Raw genomic sequence first — 26208 nt, 5'->3', positions numbered from 1 at the left:
TTGCCGTGAATCTCTTTGAACTCATGGCGTAATTCTAAGCGGTTCTTCAGAGTCTGGTTTTCTAACTGATTTCGCAGAGAAAATCGTCGCTCTGAAACATGCATATTTTTCCTCCGCGAGCGGGAGTCCAACCGGTTTCTCGCTACTATTGCAGCAGAGAAGACAAAGCTGGATTCATGCCAGAGCTATCGATTAACTCTTCTTCGTTGTCAGATCGAAGGAACCCATGAAGAAAAATGTCACGAGTGCCACCCTGATTATGGCTCTCGCGCTCTCTGGATGTACTGCTTACGAAGTCGCGCCCGGCCCATCAGTTGTCCCAGCAGAGGAACTTGAACATGGCACTGACGGCGGCCAAGAATGGGCGGATACAAAAATCAATGAGTGGCTCGGAGCGAATGGAGCCAGGAATATCAGTGCACTCAGTGGTCCGACGTTCTACGTCGATTCATGGGAGTCCCCGGCTGAAGGCGAGCTAGTCGTGCGAACTAAAGGTGGAGCCTACGACAAAGTTGCATTAGGCATGATTGCTTCAAGCATTCTTCACGGCACGGGTGAGGACATGCAGAAAATCACTGCGATCAATGAGTACAACAAAATTCAAGCCACCTACGAACGGCTTAAGTAGCGCGGGCTCGTCTCGAGAAAACATTGAGTCACACGATAAAAACGCGTAAATCCATCCATCCGCTGGACTGAGGCATACCAATATAGATCGACTAGGGCATGCCCGTAGGAGGAACCGCCTGTGGGACACCTGCCGCCGAGTATATGGGCTGGCCTGCATTGGTCAGCCTCAGTATCGCCGGGGCGTCCACCCGGATGGCAGCATGCCAGTTATCTTTCCCCGTTCAGAATCAGCCTCGGCTGACCAGCCTTGCGCTGCCTGTGCATCATCGAAAGCACCCCGCGCCATGCGCAGACCAAGATCAGGGTGGCTCATCCCAGGCGCACCACCCCGACGAGTCGAAGCCCGCACGCTCCACGACTTATCAGCAAAACCTCCCCCACGGAAGACTCGGTAATCGTCGTAGCGGGCCGGATCGAGTAGATCCCAGCACCATTCCCATACGTTTCCCAGGGTGTCGTGGAGTCCGAAGGAATTGGGTAATTTTTGACCAACCTCTTTCGGCCCCTCTAGCTTGTCATTCGCTGTCCATCCAATGGCATCAAGGAATCCGTAGTGTGGCCCCACTGTGCCAGCGCGGCACGCATATTCCCATTCGGCTTCGGTGGGCAGGCGGTACCCGGAGGCGTTGGTCTGCCAAGTCACCTCGCCTGCCTCGAAGATGTATGCAGGGGCAAGACCTTCATTCATTGACGCTGCATTGCAAAACTTGATGGCTTCCAACCAATTGATATCTACCAGAGGTGATTGGGAGCCTGTTTCGCTATTACCCATCAGTTGCGCGTACTGCGCCGTTGTGACGGTGGCGGCTCCAATCTCGAATGGTTCCAGATGGACGGTCCAACGGTATTTCCGTCGTGCATCGTGCAATTCCACTTGTCCGGCCGGCAGCGGACGAAGGTCAAAGGTAGGCATTCCACAATGCTCCCATGCCGTCCCGCAAAGCGGTTCTCTAGAGGAGCGCCTGCAAGGGGAACCGCAACTGAGACGCTGTTTACTGGCTCCAATGGTCGAACGCAGCTAGGGCGTCAGGATATACCAGTAGCCTACCGGTGCATGCTTGTATATTGGTCCCATGCGCGCCATAGAAACAGTTCACGCGGAACCACGCGACTCAGATGACTGGCCCTGTTACCGAGTAAATTTTTGGGAACAACCTCGTCCTGGGTACGGCTGGAACTTAGATGCTTTTCTACTGGTTGAGGTGCGGGACGTATCAGAGGCGCTCCGTTGGGTGGAGGAGCACGCGACTGGGCGACCCTTCGAACTGTTCGCAGAAATGGACTCCGAGCCCGAGAAACCGCTCGGTGCTCCGCGAAAAGCATCGCTTGTACGTTTACTCGGAAACAATCCCAATGCCGGTTAAAAATGCGAGGGTTATTAACAATTGACGTTCGGATCGCAGCGCTAAATAACGTTGCGTACGCTCCCAGCAGAGGAACCCAAAACGGGCAATTCCAGAGTCAGTCCAGCCGTACTTGGCATGTCTTGCCAGTTGGTTCATCATCGAGGGTGAATTCAAGGGTGAGGATCTGCGCCGTCTTCGGACGCTCGGGAAGATATACCCAGGTGGACTCCCACCCCGTCGCACTCCCGGCGACCTGTCCGGCAATCGATCGATAAGTGGTTCCCACGTCGTCCGAGATGACCGCTCCAACCGGCCCAAGAACGAGCTGGCCGGGCATTGAAGGCGCGTCTCCCGCAGCTCCCGCCCCATCACGATTCCTCAGGTCTGCCCATTGCACCAGTTGTTCTTCATAGCGGACGTCGCGTTGCCAAGTCTCGTGGTTGCGAATCCCTTGAAAGTAGATCCTGAGGCCCGCTCTTCCCAGCGTTTCGCCGGAAACGATCGGTACATCGGCAATCGACTCGATGCCGGCAAACCGTACGTCTACGCCGTCACTGGTTGCGACAATAAGATCCGCTGGAGCTGCAACAATCGTCATCATGTGGCCAGCCTAGCGCCACCCAATAGATTCTCTACGGGTACTGCTGTCTCTTCCCGTAAGCCCAACGGATTGCGGGACAATATCCGTTCTGATACTTCCGAGATCCGGCATCTACGACTTTGAATCGTTGTACGACTAATTCTTCGAAATTTTAGTAAGGCTGAACGGAGTATGGTTCAGCAAACCATTGCGAGCTATCAGCGTAGTTTCGTTGTCTTTCCCCACGGTGAAAGTCGTTGGCGATTGTCCCATGAGAATTTCAGAACCTCGATAGCGGATGCCCGCGCTAACGACGTGATCGCCAGCTTCTACAACGCTTTTCCAATGAACGCCCCATTGCGTGGGGTATTCAACACCGTCGACGGACACGAACGGTTTAGCAAAGACACGAAGGAACGTTGAAGAGATCCAGTGCGGACGCACAGTGATTACTAGAGAAGATGGCATTTTCCTAGCCTATCCAAAAACCCCATTGTTCCTGCTTTTCTAGCTGGGGAGCCAAGCCCTATAGCCGGCCCCGCTGGAGGAGAGCCCGCAAGGGGAACGCCCTACGGGACATGTGTAGCGTACGAAACGAGGCGGGCCGAACTAGTTCTCAAGGCAGCCCTGCAGCGACGTGTGAGTAGTCGTTTTTGGGCAATCCTGGTGTACCCACTCCTTCGACCCATAGCTGTCAAACTCACCGTCGGTGAATACTTCTACCCCTGGCGTACCTGTCGAGGTGCGGTAGAAGTCCACAATCGGATCTCCTTCGGTGGTGAGCGAAACGACGGCGAGCTCAGCATCCAGACGGCCGATGGCGGAATCCATGCAGTCGACCGCATCGGTAGGAACCTGTTCGCCTTGTCCGAGCGTCACCTGTCCACACGATTTTCGCCGTACATCGTCATGGAATCCAGCTGGTGCTCGTTCGGACTGGCGAGCCGCTTTGAACAGGTCCTGAGGCAGCTTCTGATCTCCCGGAAACGATTCGACACACCCTGAAACTGCCAGCGACCCAATGAGGATGGCGGTGAAGGCGATTCGACGTCTCATTTGCAGAGTCTCCCACATCGCCAGCATCGGGGCACCCACCGTCATCAAGTCGTGATGCAGGCGAGCTACATGGCCCAAATGCGATCGTGCGTGGGCGCCGTTGGAGGAACCTTTAGCGGGCAGCAATCGCTAGAATCCGATGATCGTATCGATCTGCACTTTGGCACCGAGTGGAAGTTCGGCTACCTGGATCGTTGTCCTAACAGGGTACGGCTCATTCAAGTGCTTAGCGTAAGCGGCGTTGATGGTTCCGAAATCCTTGTAATCAGTGAGGTAGATCGTTGTTCTCAGGAGATTCGAAAAGTCCAGATTAAGCTCTTCCAGCAGTGTCTCTAGATTCATCATCATCGCCTCGCATTGCGCGGCGACGTCATCGGAAACGAGTGAGCCATCATCTGTTCGTTGACCGATGATTCCGGCAGTGTATCCAGTGTCGCCGTGTCGAACGAAGTGCGAAAACGGGGCAGTGGACTGATGAAGGCTGGGGCTGAAATGGTGCTCAGGCATGAGTTATGCGCACTTCTTCCGAGGAGATGACGTAGTTAACAGAACGCCTACAACACTATGTAGTTGCTTTGAAACAACCACATAGTGTTACGGCTTCTGATTCTTAGATGCATCAGGTATCCACCATGACCGGAATCTACGCGATTAGTGATTCACGTCTTGTCGTGTTGTCACCACCAAAGTGTTGTTCGGAATGAAAACTGGAAGTGTCCCGTAAGACGGTCCTCCACCGGGCAAACCCATCCCTGACATGCATTGTTGCGACTTCGAGTCACTGACTGTGTCGTAAGGGGTATTCGGTGAACTGTTCGATGATGGGGCGTGAAACGGAACGCTGTAGCGGTTGGCTACACACCCAGCCGAGGATGCATGGAATCCGGCCCAGAAGCCTAGACGGGTCCGGTCGTGAGGCGTAAACGGGGGTAGTCGGTCCAGTCGTGGCCACTGTGGGTGCTCCAGCGTTCCGCAGCATAGATGGAGATCCCTAGGAGTTCAGCCAGGACCGAAGGTGGCAGGTCGCGGGCGAGGTTCATGAGAGCAACATTCCTCGCGGCGCGAAGGTTGATGCCTCTTCGTGCCAGCGGTCCCCTGATCGTCGCGGTCGTGAGGTGGCGGCCTGCTCGCCGGCCCTTGAAGATCCATATGCTGTTCTCCGGGCCCGATCCGGACTCGGTGTCCAGAAGCTTCCTGAGTAGCACGCCGAGTGCCGTGGGAAGCTTGATTGGTTCGGTTCCAAGGGATAGGTAGGTGATGTCTCCATCCAGCGTGACGGCATCGCGTTGAAGTGAGACAACGCGCGTCAGTGCTGTTCCGTAGATGATGGCAAGGAGCCCGCCGACACGCGCACTCAATCCGATGTCTTCGGTGGTGAGCAGATCCTTTGCCCATGCCCATCGCTCATCATCGGATGTCCCGGAAGTTCCCACAACACTCTTTAGGTACTCGCTATGTAGGCGCGTCAAGCCTTGGGTACGAGCCCAGCGGATGAAGGGCGTAAGTTGTTTGCCGGCCCTGCCACGGGTCGCCACGTAGCCGTCGAACGTGCGCTGGGGCAGGGTTCCGAGATCCAAATCGAGGTCATCGAGCGTGCCGAGGAGTTCCGCGACAGCGATGAGATGGGCTTTGGAGCCCCTATACCGCAGGCTTTCATCCTTCGTGCTGAGGTGCGCCACATCGGCAAACCGGGGGTTGACAATCCAGGCGGCGTATTGCTTGAGAAGCGACCGGTTGATTGGATTTGGCAAACTTGCGAAGTGCTCTTCTTCCCAGACTTCGAGTCGAATGCGGTCGAAATTTTCGGTGGGCACGACGCCTGATTCCATGAGCAAGGCGGCAAGGTATCCGGTGGCGCCGGTTGCCGGGTGCTCGGCTATCGCCCGCAGGGAAATCGGAAGGTGTCCGGTGGCTATGTCGTGCACGAGGCGTGCCATCGGACTGCGCCGGACCCAGCTAACCACCGTGTCGGCATTTTCCGGGTTCCGGAGCAAGTAGCGCTCCAGGGCCTTCAGTTGTGGATGCAGATTGCCCTGGTCATCGGAGATCAGCGGTCGGAGAAGGCGCACGGCAACGCATACGGCACAGTAGATGCCCTGGAGTCGTCTTCGGTCGTTGCCGCATCCGGCACATCGACCCAGATCGTATTGACCCGCGCAGCTGGGGCAGGTAGGGCCTTCCTCGCGGAGATAAGGTGCGATACGGTATTCGCCGCAGCGGGAGCAAATGCGGGGGTACCTGCGCAGCGACTGGTAGCAGCGCATGCACACCGGCATGCCTTCCTTGCGTGTCATAACGGGGCGAAGCTCGCCGCACTGGGAACATGCCGTGCAGGGATAGATGTAGCATTCCTTGCAGATCGGTCCGGAGGCGCTTCGGACGACGGTGATTCCGGGGTTTGCGCAGAGACTGCAGATTTCCCAGCTGCGGGGATCGCGTCGCCAACAGGGCGCGCAATAGGGTTCGCCATCGATCATCCGGTATCCGCTCTTGCGGACCTCGCCACAAGACGTGCAATCAGGGGTAGTCGCGCGGCGGTTGCACGATCCGCATCGCTTACCTCCCTGATCGTCGCGGTGTGGAAGGTTCTTGGCCAGCCCGCAGGAGGAACAACGAGGCAGCTGGATATTTTCGAAGCCTCGGGTGCGAAGTTCCTTGATCAGGCGGTACGCCGTCGGGGAGGCATCGGAACGGCCCGAGGTGAGCAAGTCGGGTTTTGATGCCAGTTCGCGGGCGAAGCGTGTGCGGGCCTTCGGTCCGCACGCCAGGAGAGCCGCCGAGGCAATGACGGAATCGGGCAGCTCCGGTGCCGCTTTCCTGCACGCGTGGATAATCCCGGCAAGGGCCACGTCCGGGTCCACTGGCGGGGAATTCATGAGCCCTGCGGGGCCGGTGGCGGGCGGTGGATCCTCGCAGGCTTCGGTCGTAGATTACCGATGGAGCCCCGGGTCTGCTCGGTGGCGTTCATGGCGGCCTTTTCTTCCACGATGTGGACCTCGATCAGGTCCGAGACCGTGCAATTCAGCGCGGCACACACCGCGCCGATGAAGCTCAGGTTCGCCCGCTCGGGTGTCTGGGTGACCAGCCGGAAGACCTGCTCCCGGGAGAGGCTGACGCCGTACTCCTCCAGCAGGGGAATCAATTCGGTGGTCTTGAAGAGTCCCTGATCGGCCATCAGCCGGCGCAGGTTCCACACGGTCTCAACATGTTTGCTCACGGTATCTCCAGGGTGTTGACGCGGCTCAGGGCGTCCGCAAGTATTCGGTTCTTGTAGTCGCCGCTGACGGAGGTGTAGATGGCCGTCGTTGAGGCATGTTGGTGTCCGACCTGTTCTTGGACGAATCGGTCTGCGTAGCCGTATTCGATCAAGTGCGTGACGTAGGAATGGCGCAGACAGTGCAATGTCAGCGCGGGGTCGAGGCCGGCTTCGCGCCGCAGGGCCGTGAACCGTCGGTCGATGTATTCGAGGGACACGCGGGTTTTCCGTTCGGTGGGCCAGAGCGCTGGCAGGTCACCGGGTAAGAACAATGCCCTGCCTTCGTCGACCCATTGCCGCATACCATCTATCCACCATGACAGTTCCGGAACAAGCAGGACGGTCCGGCGTTTTGGCACGCTTCCCTTGCTCGCTTTGCCCCATCGAACATGCATGGCGGCATATCGTTCCCACTGGGGGACGCGTGCGTTCGCGTGCAGGTCGTGTAGGTCCAGGCCGCGCAGTTCTGCCCGGCGCAGGCCGAAGGCATAGGCGGTCTTGAACATCTGGGCGTCGCGAAGTGCTGCCAGCGCACCCTTGCGACCATCACGGATTGCTGTTTCGACCCGGGAATCGGCGTAGTTGAACAGCGTCTGGATCTCATCGAAGGTCAGTGCTCGCCTGGCCGGGAGACCTTCGTAGTCCGCGACGTGTTTTGTGGTGTTCCAGGGCAGACAGATCTGGGATGGCATTTCTCCAAACTGTGCCTCGCAAATCTCCACCCAGTCATAGTCGGGGCTGACCAGGTAGTTGCAGAAAACCTGCAAAACTCCCTGCCGCTGCCTGATGGTCGAAAGCGCGAGTCGTTTGGAACGCATGGAACTGGTGTATTCATCCAGGTCTGATGCTTGCCAATGCCACGGGTAGGAACCGGTGTACTCTACAAAGCGCCTCACGAAGGAGGTGCGGTTCGCAATGGTAGCCTCCGCCAGGCTTCGGCTTCGCTGCTGTTGTTCCCAGGAGCCGAGCATCGATTCGTAGACCGCTTCATCTGGGTGAAGGGCCGCGGTTCCGGAATCGCGCGATAGCACTTGCCGGAGGTTGCTGACGTCCAGGAAATGTTGCATCTAATCGATGACTGTACGAATAGATGCAACAACTGTCAATGGACGATGCCACGTCTCAATGGCTAGGCTGAAATTGCAAGTTCCGTTTCCTGGGTTCTCGGGCTATTGGCCACGGTTAGATACGTATCCAGTTGCATTCCCTGCAACAGCCCATGCTTGAAGACCTTGGCCAAACTTTCGAACCAGTGCGCCAAAAAACTCAGTGTGCTAGGCGGGGTGTGCGTCTGGGACCGCGCCCCACGGACCACCACCGAAAACCTGTTAGCCCGCCTTCCGACGGTCGAAATCTGGGGCATCGGTCCCCGTCTGACTAAACGGTTGCGGGGCTTGGGGATATGGACGGCAAAAGAGCTGCGGGACGCCGATGAGGTGCGTATCCGGGATAAGTTCTCCATTGTGCAGATGCGCACCGTTTTGGAGTTGCGCGGTATCCCATGTATCCCGATGGAGGAAGAACGGGTGATCAAAGATCAGCTGATCTTCTCTCGCAGCTTCTCTGATCCGGTCACTGATCGGGTGGGGATGGAGCAGGTGATGGGGATTTATGCGCAGCAAGCCTCTGCAAGATTGCACAAGCACCAGAAGCAAGCCAGAATTCTCAGTGCGTGGGCGATGACCAGCTATTTCAACCAGCATCAGGATCACCAGCCAGCCATTACGGTGAAGCTACCTGGGCCGACGGCTGATCCGGTGGTTCTCACCAAGGCAGCCAAGCAACTACTCCCCCAGATCCTGGTCGGGGTGAAGTACGCCAGGGCTGGTGTGGTGGTCATGGATCTGCAGCCGGTGGCGATGCAGGACACGTTCGTGCCTTTCGTGTCAGCGCATGAGGCGAAACAGATCGGCCCGTTGATCCAGCAGATCCGTAGCGAGCACGGGGTGAAAGCTATTGGTTTAGGCGCTGCAGGACTGCAGCAAGGGCCAGCTTGGGAAATGCGCCGGGAGATGATCAGCCCTCGCTACACCACCCATTGGAAGGAGCTGATGACTGTGAAAGCCGCTTAGGGGTGACGATGCCGATATACAGCGATCGCAGATTTTTTGGCTGCCACCGATGGATGAGTAAATATGATTGCAACTACCAGAAGAACAGTAATCATCCCTGCATAGGTAATAAGAAGTTCTTTTCCCAGATAGGCTCCCGAGGCACTAGCGGTTGCGATCGTGATCGCGATGAAAGTTAGAAATATTGTCAGTACCGTGACAATCTGCTTAAAGTTGCTGCTCTCAAACTCAACTTTTGCAAGTAAATGCTCAAATGGTTCGGTCATCGGCGGTTCACCCACGGCAACCAATTGTTCGTTGACGTACTTCGCGTACTTTTCTTTGAGTCCTTCGGAGGCTCTGCGGTTCATCGGCGTTCTTCTCTCTACTCGGAACATTAGCTATGAGCAGGAAGCGTGGCTCGTGAACAGTTCCCGGATCTTCCTCGCGGTGTTCTTCGGTTTGGCTCAACGTCACTACACACTGTTGAGAGGCCGCGCAGGGGTCACACTCGCTTGTGGCGATTGAACTCGGGTACCGCAACGTGTGACTTGGGTGCGGGTGGTCGACTGTTTTCTGCTGTGCAAAGGTGGGCAGGAGGCATATTCCTGGGTGGCGCGGCGTGCTGTCATGAAGGCAGCGCACCCGGCACCGCGCCGCTTCCTAGATCACCTTTCCAAAGGACAGACTTCACATGCTGAGTTCAGGAGATTTCCTAACCAGTGACAATAAACTGGCGCAACTGAAATTCTCGCATTGGGATTGAAAGCTACCTATAGAAGAACTCATGGTGGTCTGATCTAGTGAATATCGGCGGTCACGATACAGATGCTGATGCTGATGCTGATGCGCATGTTTTCACCTTTAGCTTCTCAGCGATTGTTCCAGGAAACCATGTCGGACACACTGCACAATAGCGAGTTGAATCTAGAAGCCATACATTCTAGAAACGCAATGGGCGTCCCTTTGGTATCTCTGCTTCTTCCCACACATAGACTTGCCCACCATTGTGTTCATCCTCAAGACGGGTTACTTCTTGCAGAACGCAAGCCCGCAAGAAATCGTTCAGGCTAGCGTAGCGGTGGATGTGCCGAGTTGCCATGAACGTCTGGCGAATACGATCGTGCTCATCGTCTGTGGGAGCCAAGGACATTTTGCGGCGCGACTTTGACTTGGGAGTTGGATCCTCGGACGGCTTGGCCACGGCGGGTTGCGGTTTAGATTGGGAAGCGTGCTCCGGTTCCGGAACAACCTGTTGCACAGGTGTCTGTTGCACTGGGGCAACTGGCTGTTGGATCTGTGCCGCTTTTGCCTGCTGGGCAGATTCCTGAGTTGCTGCCGCTGTTTGCTGCTCATCTTCTGACGCAGACATTTCGGACACAACACTCCGGTCTACAGCCTTGCTCAAGCCACGGTTTTGTTTGAGTCGTCCAAGAGCTGCCCCGGCGTCTCCCCCGCGTCCAGGTGTTGGAGTGGAAGTCATGACGCAGTCCCTTCCCATACCGCAGTCGCTACTCGTCTCAGTGATTTCAGCAGCAATGATGCTGAGTTTCCGTAGGAAGCCAGCGGCTTCGCGGCCGCTTGTGCCTTGGCAAAAATTTCGCGGTCAGGTAATCCTGGATCAAGCACTAATTCGCCGTAGTCCTCTCGCATTTTACGCACCCAGTGCTCTTGATCTACTCGGCCCTTGCGTAATTTGTTGACCACAATGCCGGCAACGTCTAGTTCGTCGTTTAGGTTTTCCTGTACCTCGGCGACAGTGGTGACAATTTCGGTAAGCCCCTCCACGGAGGAAACTCGGGCTTCACTGATGAATAGCGCATGGGTTGCTGCAGTCAAGGCATTCACAGTGAGCAAGCCAAGAGAAGGCGGACAGTCAATTAGTACGATGTCAAAATCGTCGATCGCGCCTTTAAGGGCATTGCGTAGACGCCGCTCGCGAGCCATCATGGAGTCACGTTCACGGGAAGCAAGGTTGCGCTCGGAAGCAATAAGGGAAAGGGTCGGGAATTTACCCTGCCAGGCCTCCCCCGCTGGAATGATCGCGTCAGCTGCAATACCTGGGGTGATCTTATGATTCTGCTCTTCGTCACCGTATAGAACATCGTTTAGGGTGAATTCCGGGTCGTATACGCCTAATGCTGAAGTCGTGTTCTTTTGAGGGTCCGCATCAATCACCAGGACCCGTTTGCCATGGTCGCGTGAAAACACCTCAGCAAGACCTGTGACGAGGGTGGTCTTGCCGACCCCGCCCTTTTGGTTGCAGACTGCGATGATTCGCGCTGGCATATTGCCTACTTTCAAGCCGTCGATGACGGGTTGCCGGCTTAATGCGCTGCAAAAAGTATGCGAAGTAGGCCGGCAAACCACATTTCTTAAACACACGCTAGACGGGATGCGGTGCTGTTTGCCACGCGCCACGCCTAAACGTTTCAGAAAAAGTTACAGATTCATTAAAGGTACCTTTCGCACTCAAGGTACTGAAGTATATTTTGAGATAAAGGTACCTTTAGAACATTTTAAACTTATGGAGTCAATGACTCTCTAGGAAACAGCACCTTGTTCTGAACCTTTGATCCTAAAGGTACCTTTTACACCTCGGGGACCTTTAGAATTTTGTAGTTACTGTTAATAAGAAGACACATCAAATAGTCCTCCGTTGCAAACAGTCTCAATTGTTTGCGTTGCCTAGCAATATTAATCGAGCTCACGCATGGGTGCAAAGTCTACTGTCTGGTTACCTTGTGAACTTTTGGAACTAAAGGTACCTTTTATGGTATTATGTCTGGATCTTCAACGAACAATTTTTCATAAAGGTACCTTTAGATACTTAAGAACTTTTTTCCCATAAGGCGCAGAAGGAGCCAACGGAACAGAAGATTCACGTTACGACTAACCAATAGGGTCTTTGGCCTCAACGGCGCAAAGGCATTTTTCATTTCAAAGGCTTTAAAGAGCTTTCAAGGAAAAGAGCCTGCGGTTTAGGTTGCGAGGTCTAACTGAATTTTCATCAAGCGCGCGTTGAACGTTCGTCCTGCCTAAATTGATCCGATGGGTGTAGCCAGGGGCTCAGTGGGTATGAGTTCGTTATTGAGAGGTCTGCCTACTCCCTCAGCGAAGAACAAATACTCCGCGGCGGCATCGCAGTCCTAGCGAAGAAGGTACCTTTTCACTAGCTCACACAGTACTGTTCCGTCACCAGATACCCTTCTGGTAGGGCCGTATGAGATGGTCGGTGGTTCTCCTTTGGCCGTTTGCAGCCGTAGGTGCAGGCTGTTGGGACTAACTGCTTGAATGGCGGCCCTTGGTGCGAGACGTCGCAAATGATCATTAAATACTAAAGGTACCTTTTGCACTCTTGTTCTTCATTGTGCTGATATTCGTGGATAGGGATAGTCTCGAAGCTGACATCTCGGAAGCGCGTCCTGCGGGTCTAGCAGGTGAAAGGTAACCAAAAGGTACTTTTAGAGCTATCTTTCCTTTGGTAGCAATCGCTTACGCCCGCAACGAGTGTGAGTGATGGGTATGCGGATTTTGGCAACCATGAAGGGCGCTGGTAAGCGAAAATTCCGGAAGTGGGGAGCGAGCGCATGACACGGCAACCTAGTGATAAAAGTGGAAAGTGAACTAAAGGTACCTTTTTGATTTTTTCGACGAATTCAACAGGACAGCATTCAGCGGCCCTGGGGTAGTCGGATCTTCGCGGCGAAGAGAGGAATGGGTATTTGGGTTGTGAAATAGTAGCGCTGCTTGGGTAGTAGTGGGCGCAGTAACCTGTGACATTTTGTAGACAGTGGATTTGAGTACTAATAGAGCAAAAGGTGATAAAGGTACCATTACAGATGAGATAAGGAGGGAACGAAGCGTTTATCAGCTGGCAGTCCGGAACGCCATATCGCTCAGTGACCAATCATCAGGCGGACCACTGAAGAGTTCGAAGGGGTAGTCCTCATCCGGCTCAAGAAGCTGGGGGAGTCGGTTGATCCGTTCGGCCAACCAGGCTCGCCACTGAGCGCGTTGTTCGCGATACAACAACACTTGGCTGAGCACCAAGTCAAGAACACCCAAGGATTCTGCCAAAGAACTCAGGTTTGTTGAGGTGACTAAGGCCCAGCCTTGTTTGGTGCGTTCGGCCAAGTCCCATGCAGCTAACACTTCGAGGGCTTCATGGACCGTGCTACGGCTCAACCCAGTCTTGCTCTTGATCTCGCTGACGCCAAGAGTGCCACCTAAAACTTCCAAAGCTTCGTAGACAAATGCTGCGGTGACACCGAGCTCCCTGAACGCTGGGCGCAACGAATGCAATTTACCCTTCTGCCAAGTTTCGTTGCTCGCAGCTTCCATAAGCGCGGGAGGAATGACCAGTTCATACTGATCGCCTGTCGTCCCTGTTGCCTCGCCAACGTGCCGGATGAGCGGTTCTTTTTCGTTACGCAAAGCTCGTAGATGAAACGCTACGGTTGTCGGTTCAACACCTGAAGCAATCGATAGTGAGCGGACCCCGAATTCAACTACACGACTTCCAGTCATATGCGCTCCAGCTCCCAAGGCTCGAAGAACCAAACGGCGAGATAGGCCAGCACGGCTTGATTGATAGCGTGATTCCACGAGATTCAGAGCGGAACGCCAAGTACGAATAAAGCGATGTTCAGAATTCGAACCAGAAGAAACAGCCTGATCCCTAGCCCCCTGTGTTAGAAGCCCGCTTGTGTTGGTTTTACGGACATACTGTCCTTGGGACTCGCGGGCAGCAAATTTTGTGGCTTTGAGCCAATCTCGCCGCATGGAACTGGAACGCTGAGTGGGGGAGTAACGGGCATAGAACTGAGCTAGCCCTGGCCATGCGCCCTGCTTGATGCGTCGTTCAACATCAGTGAGTTTCATACCACTAGCTGCGCAAGCTACGAGGACAGCCATACGCGCTTCTGAAGGGCTGTCGTACCGCCCGGTGTCGTAGATCCCCTGGGTGGCAATCAGAGCGATGCGAAGGGACAAGGTGCCTGATTCGATGCTGCCAGTCTCGGCCGGCACAGCAACGGCTTCACGTCTTTCATTGGCAGCTTGGATTTCAATACGTAACGAATCGCACAATGAGTTGACTGTGGAGAACGCGTTGCGTTCAGTAGCAACGTTATGAGCCATCTTCAGGCTCATTTCCAACTTCTGTGCGCCACCAGTTTTGTGCGTGGAGCCAGGCGTGCGAATACATCCGTGACGAAGGTTTTGATGCGGTGTCGGGTCCAGCGATGGGTAACGGCTGGCCAACGCTTCAACGAGGCTGCGTGCCTGATGAAATGGCATGCGCTCTACAAGCGGAATGTAAACGTGTCGGCCGCCGTTGGGGGATTGGTCCTCAATCCATCGTGCCCCGTGTTCAAACAGCCAGGACTGCACAGCAAGCACATCAGCTGCGACGCGAGCTTCTCCACCAGCGGCTGAGGAATCGAAGTCCAGACAGATGGTTGCACAAAGTCCGTCACGGCCATAAATGAGGACGGCAGCCGGTTGGATAGGACGCGCCGATGCTAAATCACGTTCAAATTTTTGCGGGTAATTTTTGCCAGCGTCTTTCGAAATGCGAACTCGAGGCTGGCCTGCAATAAGTGGCGCCAATAAAGCCCATGCAGCTTCATCTTCGGACGTTAACGTGGCGGCTCGCCGAGCCGTGTCTGGGGTCGACAGTGGAACTGCACCATAGAGCTGCTGTACGATAGCGGTATCCTCTCAAAAGGATGGCAGGCAAAAGCCCGATGTGTGAATGATGAATCATTTGCTCATAAGGTCGGAGTCTGAGCGCTCTTCGAGTGTTCTGGTTCCTTGGGTTTTCTACCTCCTTTCCTCTTTTTGTGGATCTAACTAAATAAGTTCTTCGTCTTTGGCCGGCAAGCTTCCCGACGAGGAACACATACTTCCAGGGGCCCGCTACATGCGGGCTCCTTATTTTAAGCCGTGAGGCTTAAACGGTCAGGGCCTTTACGTCCAGAACCATGCTTGGGATCATTTACAGCTGAAACAATCAAGTTCTCCACGAATTCACTAACGGATAGGTTGTCGCGTGCGGCAGCCTCCTTCAGTTGTTCCTGGTGAGCCACAGGTACACGAGTGCCTACAAAGAAGCGCTCGCCTTTGCTCCGTCGCCCGCCTCCGCGGTTTCCTGTTGCAGCCATGTTTACTTCCCTCGCTCTACTGTTCCGAACCCGTTGGGTCTGTAACTGTTTCCGACTACATACGAAACTACCACCATGTAAGTAAGGTTTCTGTGAGGTTGTTTTCCTCGTGAGTCCGGAGGTTTAGGGGGCAAAGTGCGGTTTAGGTACCGCGAGCCGCAAAAGGTACCTTTAGTTCATTTGCCGTTTCTCCAAAAGCCCCTTTTTCACCCAAATCCTCTCAAAATTCAGGCATAAAACTAACTTTCTAAAAGGTGGTTAAGCCCTGAAAGGTACCTTTACGCCTCTTGGCACCGTTTGAGTGTCAGAAGTGGGAAGAACAAAAATAATTTAAAAATAATTTAAATATTCTCAGCGTGTCGTGTCGTGTCGTTTCGCTAACGCCTAGACGGGGTGGCTTTATCTTTATGGCGGTCTGATAAGTATCAAGGCATCCCGAATGGGACATGATGCACGGCACTGACAGTGCACGAAATATCAGATCGATATATCCCAGCGGGCCTCTTCAATGCTACGAGGCGCTGGAGTAGCTTTGTCTTTATGGCTGGCTGGGAAGTATCAAGGCATCCCGAATGGGACATGATGTACGCCGCTGGCCTGACCGTGCGCGAAATATCAGACCTAAGCCACTGGCAATGCACCACAATCCACGCACACTTTCAATCAAGAGAAAGATACGCACCAGGCACTCGCGCCAAGCATGAGGCAGCACTGGATGCTAGGGGAGTGGACCGGCCTACAGTCAGTTGGCGAAAGCTACTGGCTGAAGTCCTAGAGTTCCAGAAGGCCCACCGCCGCCTTCCGCATCACAAGGGAGACGACACAGAGCGGCGATTGCACCGGTGGATCCTTAACCAGGGCCGTGCATACCGCAACGGTGAGATGTCAGGGGTGGCTTGTGAAAAAGTAAAATAACCAACGGTAGTGTGATTTTCTGCCATAAATGCGCAGCCGTTGACCAAATATTCTGTCCGGTTTGTAGCCCTGGTTCCGGCCTTCGTGGGCCTTGTGTATCGCAAAGCCCTGATGACATTGACATTACAGTGGCGCGTACACGGCAAGCGTTACAAAATGGCCGCATGATTCCACGGTTCCCAAATGTCGTTTTCCGAAGGCGACTGCGCTGAGTGCCCAAAGTCCTCTGCACTGCGATTTCGCGTCCGCAAGGGGAACTGCGGATTCAGGCGGGACACGATGGATGGCAGGTTCCTGGTTTGTTTGCTGTAGGTCAACTGGCCGCTGAGGTCATTGCAAGAAGTAGGGGTCCTGGGCCGAGAGTGAACCCTCCTCAGTTGGTTCCCACCCCCGCAACCGGAGCATGCCTATGCCGCCTTCATAGTTGTACTCGGCCCAGATCACGACATAGCGTCCGTGACGGTTCGCCTCCGCCCATGCCAGAACTTCGTCGACGCTTCCCGCGTTCTCCAGCCGGTTCTCATGGCTGGCACGGGATTCGTCCCAGAAGTCCACCCGATAGACGGGATTGGGTACTTCCTCACTGACATAGCGCGGATCAACGCCAGCGACCGTCATGTTTTTCGTGCCCATAGAGACACCCTACCTGCGCGGCCGTGCGTACATCAGAGAACATGAGCTCAGTTGAGGAGCGGCTTACGGAACACTTCGGGATGCCCAGGCAAACAAACCCCTATAGGGATAAGTAAGACTGCTCGGAAGATCACGATGTGCTTGTGCTCACTCCGGTCGCTCAGCGTCGCCGTACTGGCCTGGGGTGCGGGGAAGATCTCTACGGAAATTCACGCTAACGACATTCCAACGTGGATGGTGAAATTTTGTGGATCTAAATAGCGGCCTCACCGGCGCGTTTGATGGCACGGTAGATAGGGCTACGCCGAACCCTGCGATCTGCTCATCACTTAGAAGATCGATCGCCATGGAACCCATTCAACAGGCAGCTGACTCCTTAGCGTGAATTTCCGGGCAGATCTTCCTACTGGCCGCAATTTCATCTAATGAAAGATACGTTCACCTGATGTAAGCGGTGCAGGTTCGGCCTTCGATGGTGGCTTCGGCAAGACTTCGGCTTCGCTGTTGTTTCCACCCGGAGCGGAGCATTGGTTCGTAGACCGCTTCATCAGGGTGAAGTGCCGCGGTTCCAGAAACCTTAGCGTCGGATATTTCACTTTTTCACAAGCCACCCCTTCAACGGCCCGGTAGATGGTGGATCGGCTGATGGAGAATAGTTCGGCCATTTCGGTCATGGTGTGTTTGCCGGCATCGTGCAGTTCGAGGAGGTGTGTTTCTTGTTTCACGGTGAGTTTTGGCTGTTTTCCCCGGAGTCGGCCGTTGGCCTTGGCAACCTTCATTCCTTCGCGGGTGCGCATGCTGATGAGGTCGGCTTCGAACTCAGCGATCATCGCCAGGACGTTGAACAGCAGTTTGCCCATTGGGTCGGTGGGGTCGTGGACGGAACCACCGATGCTGAGTCTGATTTCGCGTCTGGCGAGGTCGTCGGCTATCTCGTGGGCGTCTCGGACGGACCGGGCCAGGCGGTCGAGTTTGGTAACGACGAAGGTATCTCCGGCCCGGCAGGCGGCGAGGGCTTCGTGAAGTCCTGCGCGATTCTTGTTCCTGCCGGTAAAGCCATGATCAACATAGACGCGTTCGGGTTCAACGCCAAGGGATGCCAGGGCATCACGCTGGGCGGTGAGGTCTTGCTCCTCCGTGGACACGCGTGCGTAACCGACCATGATCTTAGACATGTAGATCAGTGTGTCACATAGGGGTCCTCCACCGGACACGCCAACCGCTGACCTGCTGCTTTGCTAATGGTGACCTATGAAGTGTCCGTATAGGGTGTACGGTGAACTGTCCGGTGAAGGACCGGCATATGGGACACTTGAATTTTCATCTCTGTCACGCAGTATTAGATCCGCGCTTCTGGCAGGATTGGGTCATGGATAACATTTTCCCAAGCATCCCCTTCCGTCCCGAATCACGCGATTGGATTCTTCGGCTTACCAATCCGATACTGAGATACCCTTGCAATAATGTCCGTTTGAAGGGGTATGAAAATGAGTATTCGCAGGATTTTCTCCGGAGCCATTTGTATCGGCTTATTGTTGCCACTCGGCGCATGTTCATCGCACACCGGGATTCGGGCGTTGGAGACACAGAGCACGCCGGCCGACGTCCTGCCTACGGGAGTTGAGCTCGACGACACTGTTGACGCGGAAAGTTCACGACTTCTGACAACCCACAAACAGGTACGATATTTTGCTGCTGCGTCCCATGATTCTTCGGTAGGTTGCATAATTGTCGTTCCACCAGGAACAGACCCTCAATGGTTTGCAGGTTGCGGCGGCATGGGAGCAGCAGACCTGATTGTCACTGCCTCGACCATGCCAAGCAACATGTCAGCTTCCTTGGTTCGAGATAACGCTGATACCCGCACTTTGGAATCCCAAGGATGGACCAGAATTCATGAGAACATCCTCATCCCCAGCGTGCAGGGAGAAACCGTCCGGTAAATGCAGGTCATCAAGGGAACTTGAGCACAAGCAGAAGGCGTTAGAAACCTTCTCCTGACGAAACTATAGATTAACGTTCGGTCTGGGATTGTTTGCCCGGTACAGCGTTCCCCTGTGGGCAACAAAGCAATGAGTTCTTGGCCCTGGAAGAGCGCTAGAACTATCGAAGTAGTCATCATCGGTTCTAGGGTCCCGATGGTTCAGACCGATTTTCCGAGTCCCACTTCGATCGCATCATCATGGCGCAAAGCCCAGCTGCAACGGAGCCGGCCCCGCAAACCCACAAGGTGAGCGTGGAACTGCCTAACGCCAAAGACATGCTTATAATCCCCGCGCTTACAAGATTGCTCGCCGTAAAAATGATCGAAGTCAACGCAATGAGACGTTCACGAAAAACAGTTGACTCACCCCACGTGGAAGCCATCGTCGACGAAGCGGTCAAAGTGAGTCCTCGTCCGACACCAGCAATCAACGAGCAAACAAGGATCATGGTCTCCATCGCGTTGGAAGGAATAACGAACGCGATCAATCCGAGTCCAAGAAGTACGCTTCCCCCGGCATAGCAACCTCTTAGATGCCGGTCAGCACGAGCAACTAGCACGGCACCGAGCAGTGAACCGAGCGTATGGGAAGAAACAATCAACCCGGCGTACTCCTCTGCACCGTTGAGCAAGTCCCGGGCAGCCAACGGCGCAATGACCTGGATGTTGAAGCCGAAGACGCAGACCGCCGCAAACGCAACAAGAAACGCTCTCACAGACCTTGTATTCAAAGTAGGGGTCGCTTGTGAATTCGGAGAATATTTAGCGGTACGAGGGTTTTGAGTGGCGGACGGGCCGGTATTTTCCTGGTTTGGTGGTTCGCCAGGTGTAGTCGCCGGTGAGATTGATGTGGTCCCAGCCCAGCGGCGAGAGGTGTTTCAAATGGGCTGGATCTGGTGGGTTGACGGTGTTGTTTAGCGTGGTGATGGTGCGCTCGAGGTAGACGGTATTCCAGAGCACGATGGCTGCGGTGAGTAGGGTCAGCCCGGATGCGCGGTTTCGCTGGTCTTCGATGGGACGGTCGCGAATTTCGCCGAGGCGGTGGAAGAACACGGCACGGGACAGGGCATTGTGGGCCTCGCCTTTGTTTAGTCCAGCGGTGACACGGCGGCGTAGCCCGGGGTCCTGGATCCAGTCGAGAGTGAAGAGTGTGCGTTCGAGGCGTCCGAGTTCCCGCAGCGCGAGGGCCAAGCCATTTTGGCGCGGGTAGGCACTGAGTTTACGCACAATCAGCGACGCGGTCACGGTCCCGGTCTTGATGGAGGCACTCAGCCGCAGGATTTCGTCCCAGTGCTTGTCGATCAAGGCGGTATTGATCGTGCCGCCAACCCACGGTGCCATCAGCGGTGTCTCCGGGCTACCCTTCGCAATGAACAAGCGGGTGTCGGCCAGATTGCGGATCCTGGGTGCAAAACGGAAACCGAGCAGGTGGGTCAGGGCGAAGACTTGGTCGCTGTAGCCGTTGGTGTCTGTGTAGTGCTCAATGATGTTCAGGTCTGATTCGTGGTAGAGCAGCCCGTCCAGGACATGGGTGGCATCGCGATCTCCGACGTTGACGAGTTTGCTGTAGAACGGGGTGTATTGGTCACTGACATGGGTGTAGAGCAGCCGGCCGGGTGCGTTGCCGTATTTCGGATTAACATGGCCAGTGGCCTCTGCCTTGTTGCTGGCCCGGTAGCGTTGTCCGTCCGAAGATGACGTGGTGCCATCACCCCAGTGCATGGCAAAAGGATGATCATGTTGGGCATTGACGAGTACGGCTAGGGCGCTGGTGTAGGTTTCATCTCTGATGTGGTGCGCTTGGACCCGGTCGAGCTGGGCATAGGTGACACCGGTGCAGGCCTCGGCCATCTTCGTCAGCCCAAGGTTGATCCCGTCGGCTAGGATCACGGCAAGCAGTAGCTGTTTGTCTTTGGCAGGGAGCCCAGTCTTGATATTGGGTAGGTGATCAGAGAAACCTGTCCAGGAATCGACTTCCACGAGCAGGTCAGTGATCGGTACCCGTGGGTACATGCCGCTGGTCTTGGAAACAAAGGGCTTCGCTCCTGCTGGAACATCGGTTTCGTGTGGAGTGATTTTCAGCCGTCCATTGACGATTGTGACGCTGTCCAGGAGTCCTGCGGCCGCCTGGTCTTGGACTTCTTGCAACCGTTCATTCAAGAATGCGAGGCGCCGGGCCAAGAACCCTTCTTCTGTCAACGGCGCCGGCAGCGGCAGGCTGCCGGTCTGCTTGAGCTGGTGGTAGTCATGGGGCGTAAGGAGATAGTCATCAAAGTCCCGGTACTGCCGGGAGCCCTTGACCCACATGTCTCCAGATCGGAGCGCGTTCTTCAACTCGACCATCACACACAGCTCATAGAATCCGGTGTGAATCCCATCGGTGGTGAAGACAACGCTTTTCCAACGAGGACGGATGAAAGCTGTCGGGGCCGTGTCCGGGATTTTGCGGGTCCTGGTCGTGTTGAGATTTCGCAGGAGGACCACTGCTTCGAGAACATCTGCTACCGCTGGTGAGGCCCGGAATTCCAGGGCTTCCAAGAACGCTGGCGAATATTTTCGCAGCGTTGGGAACTGTGCGGCGATCAAAGACAGATGATCGTCACGCTCAGGGTTGACTAGTTGTGTTGCCTCGTCAATGGACTCGGCAAGGGCGTCCCACCCGATGTTGGCATCGATTGCTGCGAACGGGTCTTCACCAGTCTCGCGTGCCTTGAGCAGGACCCGACCCAACTGGGCGTACTGACGTACTTTCTGGTTCACCGCCGTCGCTGAGGCTTGAGTCAGGTTCGATTGTTTGTTCTTCGCGTTCCTGAACAAGGTAGTGATGACCCGCTCGTGCAGATCGATGATTTCATCCAGGATTGTTGCTTCCGCTTCAGCACAGACGGCCAGAAGTGTCGCGTGTCGTCTGGAGGGCTCGAACTTGGCCAGATCGGCAACCGTCATCGCTGTTCCCTCTTTGGCGAGTTTCAGTAGCCGGTTCCGGTGGACGCGGCGTGTTGCCTCCAACGGCAACTCAAGGGAAGTCAGCTTCTTGAGCCGCTCGATATGTCCGAGGATGTGTTTTGCTTTTGCTTTGGCCGGTGCCTGCAAGACCCAACCCAGCCACGTCAGCGATGTTTCCTCACGCCGTTTCAGCAAACTATCCAGCTGCCGCCGGTGACGGTTAGTTAGGGGCTCACATAACATTGACTGGACTTGGCGATCGGCCCGGGTGAGTGCCTCTGCGCATGCGCGTTCGATCACGCTTACAGCGGGCAAAACGATCTTGGCCTCACGAAGCCAAGACACCGCATGAGCGGCAACAGCGGCACCCTTGGTCGTATTCAACGCCATAGCCGATAATTCCTGGACCAGGGCATCCGCATCAGCGACGGTATAAGTGGACAGACCATAGAACGCTTTGGCCTTTGACGCGTGCTCCCACCGCGTCATGGCCCGCGCCGAATAGTTTGCCCAGTCTGATTCCTTGGCACCGATCTGGGTAGAGATCCATCGGATCAGCTCAGATGGGACCACGGTTTCTTCGTCCAGGGCAATTCCCGGGAACCGCAGCAGGGCAAGTTGGAGGGCAAACCCAAGCCGGTTCGGCCCTCCACGATGCTGACGCACCAACGACAACTCTGACGCATCCAGCAAATAGAGCGACTTCATGCTCTCAGAATCAGTGGGGATCTCCGTCAGCGCCGTTTGTTCAGCGGCGGACAACACACGACGGCGGGGCACCTCAGGCGTCCTTGTGCTTTTGCCGGGACGAGCGCCCCACGGGGGAATCGGACAACTGTCGTAATGACCGGTAGACCGTGGTGCGGGAGACCCCGAGCACGCCACCAATACTTTCTACGCTGAGCTGGCCCTGCTCATACAAGCTTCGTGCAGTCTCCAGCTTGTCCCCGGCCAACAACGAAGGACGACCCCCGGTACGCCCCCGGGCGCGAGCCGCATCCAGGCCCGCACGGGTTCGGCTGCTGATCAGATCCCGCTCGAATTCCGCAAGGGCACCGAACACGTGAAAGACCAGGCGCCCACCGGGAGAAGTCGTATCAATGTTCTCTTGCAAGGACCTGAACCCAACACCTTGGGCCTCCAGAACGTTTACCGTGTCGATCAGATGTTTCAACGACCTACCCAACCGGTCCAAACGCCAAACAACTAAAGTATCCCCGGGACGGAGTTGTTCCATCAGCCGGCCCAATTCGGGACGGGTGGCCAGTGCTCCCGAAGCATGGTCGGAAAAGATCCTGAAGCAACCAGCCGCCTTCAAAGCGTCCTGCTGTAGCGCATCGTTTTGCTCCGCCGTCGAAACGCGCGCGTACCCAAACATCTCACCCATAGCCACAACTGTAACGGAACTCATCAACAGGGCAGCAAGATGACCCATAGAAACCGGCACTGACTAATGCTACAAAATGGCCGACAAGGGAACCGCCGGAAACCAAGGGAATCGTGACCCCGGCAAACAGAGTCGTCCACCATGCCGAAAACGTTCCATTCCCGCACAGCCCTGACCCGGTGGGCACCGTCAACAGTCCATGGCCTGTAACCATGTCCGTTGGTTGTGACCAGGGGTTCGAGCGAACGGAGAAGATAGCGAGGGGATTACAAGATATGGTGAACAGATGATTATCAGTGCAAACCATGGTGGCCTTGTCTAAACCCGCCTGAGCCGGCGAAAGTCGATCGCAGATTCCTGCGTTCAGACATTGCTGTACACGTTCAGGCGGAACGCTCCTTTAGCGCGCCCTTTTTACATGGACTTCGCGGCTCATCACCGCACACCACTGATAAGGAACAACCATGACCATCGATTCACTCAGCTCCTCGTATCTCAGCGAATGCCGACAGGCGCTCAACGAGGAACAAACACAAAGCCTTGCCGCCACCAACCACTGGGAAAACGTGGACCGACCACTGGTCCACGCGGACTGGGATGCACTATATAAGCGGATGAGCCCTCTCGTTGCCAGCGCAGACCCCGGCAGCAAGCAGATACAAACCCTCATCGCCTTGCACTATGGGATCGCTTGCAGATTCTACGTCCCAACAGCCCGCGCCTACGTGGGAATGGCACTCCACTATCGGGAGAACGCCGACATGGCAGCCTTCCACAACGCCTACCACCCAGACATGGTGCCGTTCCTCGCCGACGCGATGAGTATCTACGCGCAGACCTCCTTGCGCTAGCCCGCTAGGTGTAGGAACGGTCAGCGTCAAACCACTAACCGTTCCTACATCCGTATCTCTCGCCTAGAAAATCGTTCGTTCGGTGGCTGGGTGCGCGGATTGCAGAATGATCTAGACAGACGCTGAGCCCGCATGCCAGCAATCACGCGGAACTTTCTTCCGTACCGCTAGATATTCTCCGAATTCACAAGCGACCCCTAGTACATGTCCGCCCCTCCGTTCCAGGTCTTCGGAATATAACCCGCCGATGCCGGCGCCGCCAACGCAGCTGAACCTCCTATAGCAACGCCCACTGCCAATGCCATGGTGGCCATCTTTCCACGGAATTTCATGTTTCCTCCAGTTGATTGATATAAACCATATTACAGTTTCTTATCAAAAAAGAGAAGAACCCAGGACTCCCCGGAGACCGTGAGCCACACATCAACTTCATCTATTGGGGTGGCTTGTGAAAAAGTAAAATATCCGACGGTAGCGCGATTCTCCGCCATAAATAGGACTATCTCTGGCCTATGACCCGTTCCATTCACAGCAAACACCTGACGTACCCGGGCGCGGGGTATTGCAACTATTACAAAGGCATTGGTTCGATAGAAAAATTTTCCTTCTGGCACACCATAGGACGCAAAGTTCATGACTAGACCGGTGGAAGATGCAACCCCTGTCGCTCACCCGTTTCACCAAGAAGAAGCTGTGGCGCAAACTAGTACTAAGAGGAACACTCACCATGTTGGAGACAGAATGCCCACGCAAAGGAACCCCCACCCCAAGAACTCTAAAAAAGTTAAGGGAAAGAAAGCATCCAAACCGTTGCGGTGGGATACCTCCTGGGCCGAAAAGCAGTCAGCAAAGAACAAGGCACTCATTGAAGCCGGGGAAACTTTCGCGTCCCAAAAACGTTCAGGACCGGAAAAGTCTCCGTCCGCATACAAGGAAACCCGCTAACCTTCTTTCTTCCCGTCTGGCACACATAGGGTGTGCGTCCACAAACGGGAAAGAGAACAAGATGACTGAGGAAGAATACGCGCAGGACCACCAGGATTTGGGGTCTGGGGAAGATCCTTACGGAAATTCACGCTAAGGACGGACCGGTATTGATTTCGTATGTGGATGTTGAAATTTGGCCTGTAGGACCATCGTTACAGCGGTTGGCGCTAAGCGTATGATCCTGGTCCCCAGCTGAGGGTGAAGTTAATGACGCTCGCGGAGGTTTTTCTCTTCGGACATGTGCCGTTCAGAATTTGACCGCACTCCGCAGAGAAATCAGTGATCACTGGCCCTTGACGGATCCGGAGTCTTGCCCGAGATGGCGGTAGAGCGTCGCGCGGCTCCACCCGACCAAGCGTGCTGCGTCCTCTGCGGTGCGTCCCCTCGCGCGGGCGTCCTTCGCGATCGCGAGCTTGTCCGCGATCACGGCCGGGTCCGAGAGCGGCCGGCCGAAACGGGTGCCCGATTGCCGGGCCGCGGCGATCCCTGCGTTGACGCGCTCAACGATCAGCTCACGCTCATACTCAGCCAAGGAGGCCAGCAGGTTCAGCATCATCGAGGGTCCGGTCCGCAGCAGCTCCCACGCGGTCAGCCTGGAGCCCTGCCCGACGTGCAGCAGGCCTTCAAGTTCCAGGATCAAGGCGGGTCCGGCCGCGTCGACCAGCATGGAATGGAGGCGGTCATTTGATCCGGCACGAACCTCCGAGACCAGGCGTGTCAACGTGGAGACGCCGGGTAGGAGGACCTTGTGCTCGCGTAGCCAGAGCGCCGCCCGTTCAAAAAGGCGCACCGGTCCCTCCGTCGAGGTCCACGTCCGGGCCGAAAGGAACAGCCTCAGCTCCTCGTGCCTGGCCGGATCGGCGAATTCCACATACCCGTACACGGCGGAAATTTCCGCGGCGTGCTCGTAACCGGTCTGTCCCCGTTGCGCGTACAACTTGAGAACCGAGGCATCGGCGATGCCCAGCTGCCCGGCGAGGGATTCCACCACCGGCCACGGGACGGCCAGCGGATCCGTCAGAAACCGTCCCACCGCCCGCACCGTGATCAGTTGGACGGCAAATCCCAGACGATTGTGCATTCCCCGGCGGCGACCAACCACTGACAGGTCGGCATCGTCCAACCAACAGAAGCGTTCCAAGTCCTCCGCTGATACCTCGTCGGGGAATCTGCCGAACCCCGCGGCCTGCTCATCACTTAGAAAATCGACCGCCATGCCCCCATTCAACAGGCAGCGGACTCCTTAGCATGAATTTCCGTACCGATCTTCCCCAGACCCCGAGTCGTACTCTAGTGAACGCTTTTCCTCCTTGTCTCGGAACTGCGCATTGGTATTTCTGTGGTACTGAACGTCGTCAATTTTCCACTAGCAATTGCTGGAATCTCCTATTCAGAAATTCAAGCTGCGAAAAGGGACGG

General features: G+C 55.5%; 22 protein-coding genes and 3 pseudogenes. 4 read left to right on the top strand and 21 right to left on the bottom strand.

What is annotated here, in order from left to right:
* Window positions 1–226: 226 nt before the first annotated feature.
* Entirely contained in the window at window positions 227–628 is a 402-nt protein-coding gene (locus ACT3TP_RS16645; protein WP_105678240.1) for a hypothetical protein, read from the top strand.
* 168 nt (window positions 629–796) lie between these two features.
* Here ACT3TP_RS16645 and ACT3TP_RS16640 read toward each other — a convergent pair whose 3' ends face one another.
* The 8 genes from ACT3TP_RS16640 to ACT3TP_RS16605 all read right to left on the bottom strand — a co-directional run bounded on the left by ACT3TP_RS16640 (window position 797) and on the right by ACT3TP_RS16605 (window position 7899).
* A complete protein-coding gene (locus ACT3TP_RS16640) occupies window positions 797–1543 on the bottom strand; it encodes a formylglycine-generating enzyme family protein (protein WP_443459597.1) in 747 nt (248 codons plus the stop codon).
* 548 nt (window positions 1544–2091) lie between these two features.
* Window positions 2092–2577, bottom strand: coding sequence for a hypothetical protein (locus ACT3TP_RS16635; protein WP_443459598.1), 486 nt, complete (start codon window positions 2575–2577; stop codon window positions 2092–2094).
* Between the two features lie 135 nt (window positions 2578–2712).
* The gene (locus ACT3TP_RS16630; protein ID WP_444621079.1) at window positions 2713–3024 is read right to left on the bottom strand and encodes a hypothetical protein; all 312 of its coding nucleotides are present in this window, start codon (window positions 3022–3024) and stop codon (window positions 2713–2715) included.
* A gap of 141 nt (window positions 3025–3165) precedes the next feature.
* The gene (locus ACT3TP_RS16625) at window positions 3166–3612 is read right to left on the bottom strand and encodes a hypothetical protein (RefSeq protein WP_444621078.1); all 447 of its coding nucleotides are present in this window, start codon (window positions 3610–3612) and stop codon (window positions 3166–3168) included.
* 129 nt (window positions 3613–3741) lie between these two features.
* Window positions 3742–4119: a RidA family protein gene (locus tag ACT3TP_RS16620; RefSeq protein ID WP_444621077.1), complete on the bottom strand. Its 378-nt coding sequence runs from the start codon at window positions 4117–4119 to the stop codon at window positions 3742–3744.
* Window positions 4120–4508: 389 nt separating this feature from the next.
* Window positions 4509–5681, bottom strand: coding sequence for a hypothetical protein (locus ACT3TP_RS16615; protein WP_444621076.1), 1173 nt, complete (start codon window positions 5679–5681; stop codon window positions 4509–4511).
* Window positions 5682–6484: 803 nt separating this feature from the next.
* Window positions 6485–6829 carry a helix-turn-helix domain-containing protein gene (locus tag ACT3TP_RS16610; RefSeq protein ID WP_444621075.1) on the bottom strand — a complete coding sequence of 115 codons (345 nt, stop codon included), beginning with the start codon at window positions 6827–6829 and terminating at the stop codon, window positions 6485–6487.
* The gene (locus ACT3TP_RS16605) at window positions 6826–7899 is read right to left on the bottom strand and encodes a tyrosine-type recombinase/integrase (RefSeq protein ID WP_444621073.1); all 1074 of its coding nucleotides are present in this window, start codon (window positions 7897–7899) and stop codon (window positions 6826–6828) included. The genes ACT3TP_RS16610 and ACT3TP_RS16605 overlap by 4 nt, the downstream gene beginning before the upstream one ends.
* Window positions 7900–8091: 192 nt before the next feature.
* Here ACT3TP_RS16605 and ACT3TP_RS16600 point away from each other — a divergent pair, with 192 nt between their 5' ends.
* Window positions 8092–8940, top strand: a complete 849-nt coding sequence (locus ACT3TP_RS16600) for a DUF4113 domain-containing protein (protein ID WP_444621072.1) — start codon at window positions 8092–8094, stop codon at window positions 8938–8940.
* On the opposite strand, the gene ACT3TP_RS16595 is transcribed toward ACT3TP_RS16600, so the two are convergent.
* The 7 genes and pseudogenes from ACT3TP_RS16595 to ACT3TP_RS16565 all read right to left on the bottom strand — a co-directional run.
* Window positions 8937–9290 carry a hypothetical protein gene (locus ACT3TP_RS16595; RefSeq protein WP_096288473.1) on the bottom strand — a complete coding sequence of 118 codons (354 nt, stop codon included), beginning with the start codon at window positions 9288–9290 and terminating at the stop codon, window positions 8937–8939. The genes ACT3TP_RS16600 and ACT3TP_RS16595 overlap by 4 nt on opposite strands.
* A gap of 572 nt (window positions 9291–9862) precedes the next feature.
* Entirely contained in the window at window positions 9863–10402 is a 540-nt protein-coding gene (locus tag ACT3TP_RS16590) for a ParB family protein (RefSeq protein WP_443439282.1), read from the bottom strand.
* On the bottom strand, window positions 10399–11208 hold the full coding sequence (locus ACT3TP_RS16585) for a ParA family protein (protein WP_443439283.1): 810 nt from the start codon (window positions 11206–11208) through the stop codon (window positions 10399–10401). The genes ACT3TP_RS16590 and ACT3TP_RS16585 overlap by 4 nt, the downstream gene beginning before the upstream one ends.
* Before the next feature lie 1581 nt (window positions 11209–12789).
* The gene (locus ACT3TP_RS16580; RefSeq protein WP_443452131.1) at window positions 12790–14532 is read right to left on the bottom strand and encodes a helix-turn-helix domain-containing protein; all 1743 of its coding nucleotides are present in this window, start codon (window positions 14530–14532) and stop codon (window positions 12790–12792) included.
* A 329-nt stretch (window positions 14533–14861) separates the two neighbouring features.
* Window positions 14862–15086 carry a hypothetical protein gene (locus ACT3TP_RS16575; protein WP_346058866.1) on the bottom strand — a complete coding sequence of 75 codons (225 nt, stop codon included), beginning with the start codon at window positions 15084–15086 and terminating at the stop codon, window positions 14862–14864.
* Window positions 15087–16331: 1245 nt separating this feature from the next.
* On the bottom strand, window positions 16332–16634 hold the full coding sequence (locus ACT3TP_RS16570; RefSeq protein WP_443439106.1) for a hypothetical protein: 303 nt from the start codon (window positions 16632–16634) through the stop codon (window positions 16332–16334).
* Between the two features lie 614 nt (window positions 16635–17248).
* Window positions 17249–17809: pseudogene (locus ACT3TP_RS16565) on the bottom strand (recombinase family protein); the annotation flags it as partial.
* A 603-nt stretch (window positions 17810–18412) separates the two neighbouring features.
* On the opposite strand from ACT3TP_RS16565, the gene ACT3TP_RS16560 reads away from it, so the two are divergent.
* Window positions 18413–18577 (top strand): hypothetical protein, encoded by a 165-nt coding sequence (locus ACT3TP_RS16560; RefSeq protein ID WP_444621071.1) that lies wholly within the window; start codon window positions 18413–18415, stop codon window positions 18575–18577.
* Window positions 18578–18761: 184 nt separating this feature from the next.
* Here the strand turns inward: ACT3TP_RS16560 and ACT3TP_RS16555 are convergent, their stop codons facing one another.
* The 3 genes from ACT3TP_RS16555 to ACT3TP_RS16545 are packed head-to-tail and all read right to left on the bottom strand — an operon-like array spanning window position 18762 to window position 22951.
* A complete protein-coding gene (locus ACT3TP_RS16555) occupies window positions 18762–19334 on the bottom strand; it encodes an MFS transporter (RefSeq protein WP_444621070.1) in 573 nt (190 codons plus the stop codon).
* Between the two features lie 46 nt (window positions 19335–19380).
* A complete protein-coding gene (locus tag ACT3TP_RS16550; RefSeq protein ID WP_096287902.1) occupies window positions 19381–22344 on the bottom strand; it encodes a Tn3 family transposase in 2964 nt (987 codons plus the stop codon).
* A gap of 1 nt (window position 22345) precedes the next feature.
* Complete coding sequence (locus tag ACT3TP_RS16545; protein ID WP_096287967.1) at window positions 22346–22951, bottom strand: recombinase family protein; 606 nt, start codon at window positions 22949–22951, stop codon at window positions 22346–22348.
* A gap of 464 nt (window positions 22952–23415) precedes the next feature.
* On the opposite strand from ACT3TP_RS16545, the gene ACT3TP_RS16540 reads away from it, so the two are divergent.
* Window positions 23416–23802 (top strand): TipAS antibiotic-recognition domain-containing protein, encoded by a 387-nt coding sequence (locus ACT3TP_RS16540; protein ID WP_096287904.1) that lies wholly within the window; start codon window positions 23416–23418, stop codon window positions 23800–23802.
* Window positions 23803–24164: 362 nt separating this feature from the next.
* Here the strand turns inward: ACT3TP_RS16540 and ACT3TP_RS16535 are convergent, their stop codons facing one another.
* The 3 genes and pseudogenes from ACT3TP_RS16535 to ACT3TP_RS16525 form a co-directional block, all read right to left on the bottom strand.
* A complete protein-coding gene (locus ACT3TP_RS16535; RefSeq protein WP_444621069.1) occupies window positions 24165–24437 on the bottom strand; it encodes a hypothetical protein in 273 nt (90 codons plus the stop codon).
* Window positions 24438–25072: 635 nt separating this feature from the next.
* A pseudogene (locus tag ACT3TP_RS16530) lies at window positions 25073–25348 on the bottom strand (recombinase family protein); the annotation flags it as partial.
* A 150-nt stretch (window positions 25349–25498) separates the two neighbouring features.
* Window positions 25499–26005 (bottom strand): annotated as a pseudogene (locus ACT3TP_RS16525) (DUF4158 domain-containing protein); the annotation flags it as partial.
* Window positions 26006–26208: the final 203 nt, after the last annotated feature.

Origin of the sequence: Glutamicibacter sp. AOP38-B1-38 (assembly GCF_052377485.1) — a bacterium.
Classification (GTDB): Bacteria; Actinomycetota; Actinomycetes; order Actinomycetales; family Micrococcaceae; genus Glutamicibacter.
The sequence above is the reverse complement of the archived record's forward strand: the minus strand, read 5'-3'. Positions and strand labels throughout refer to the sequence as shown.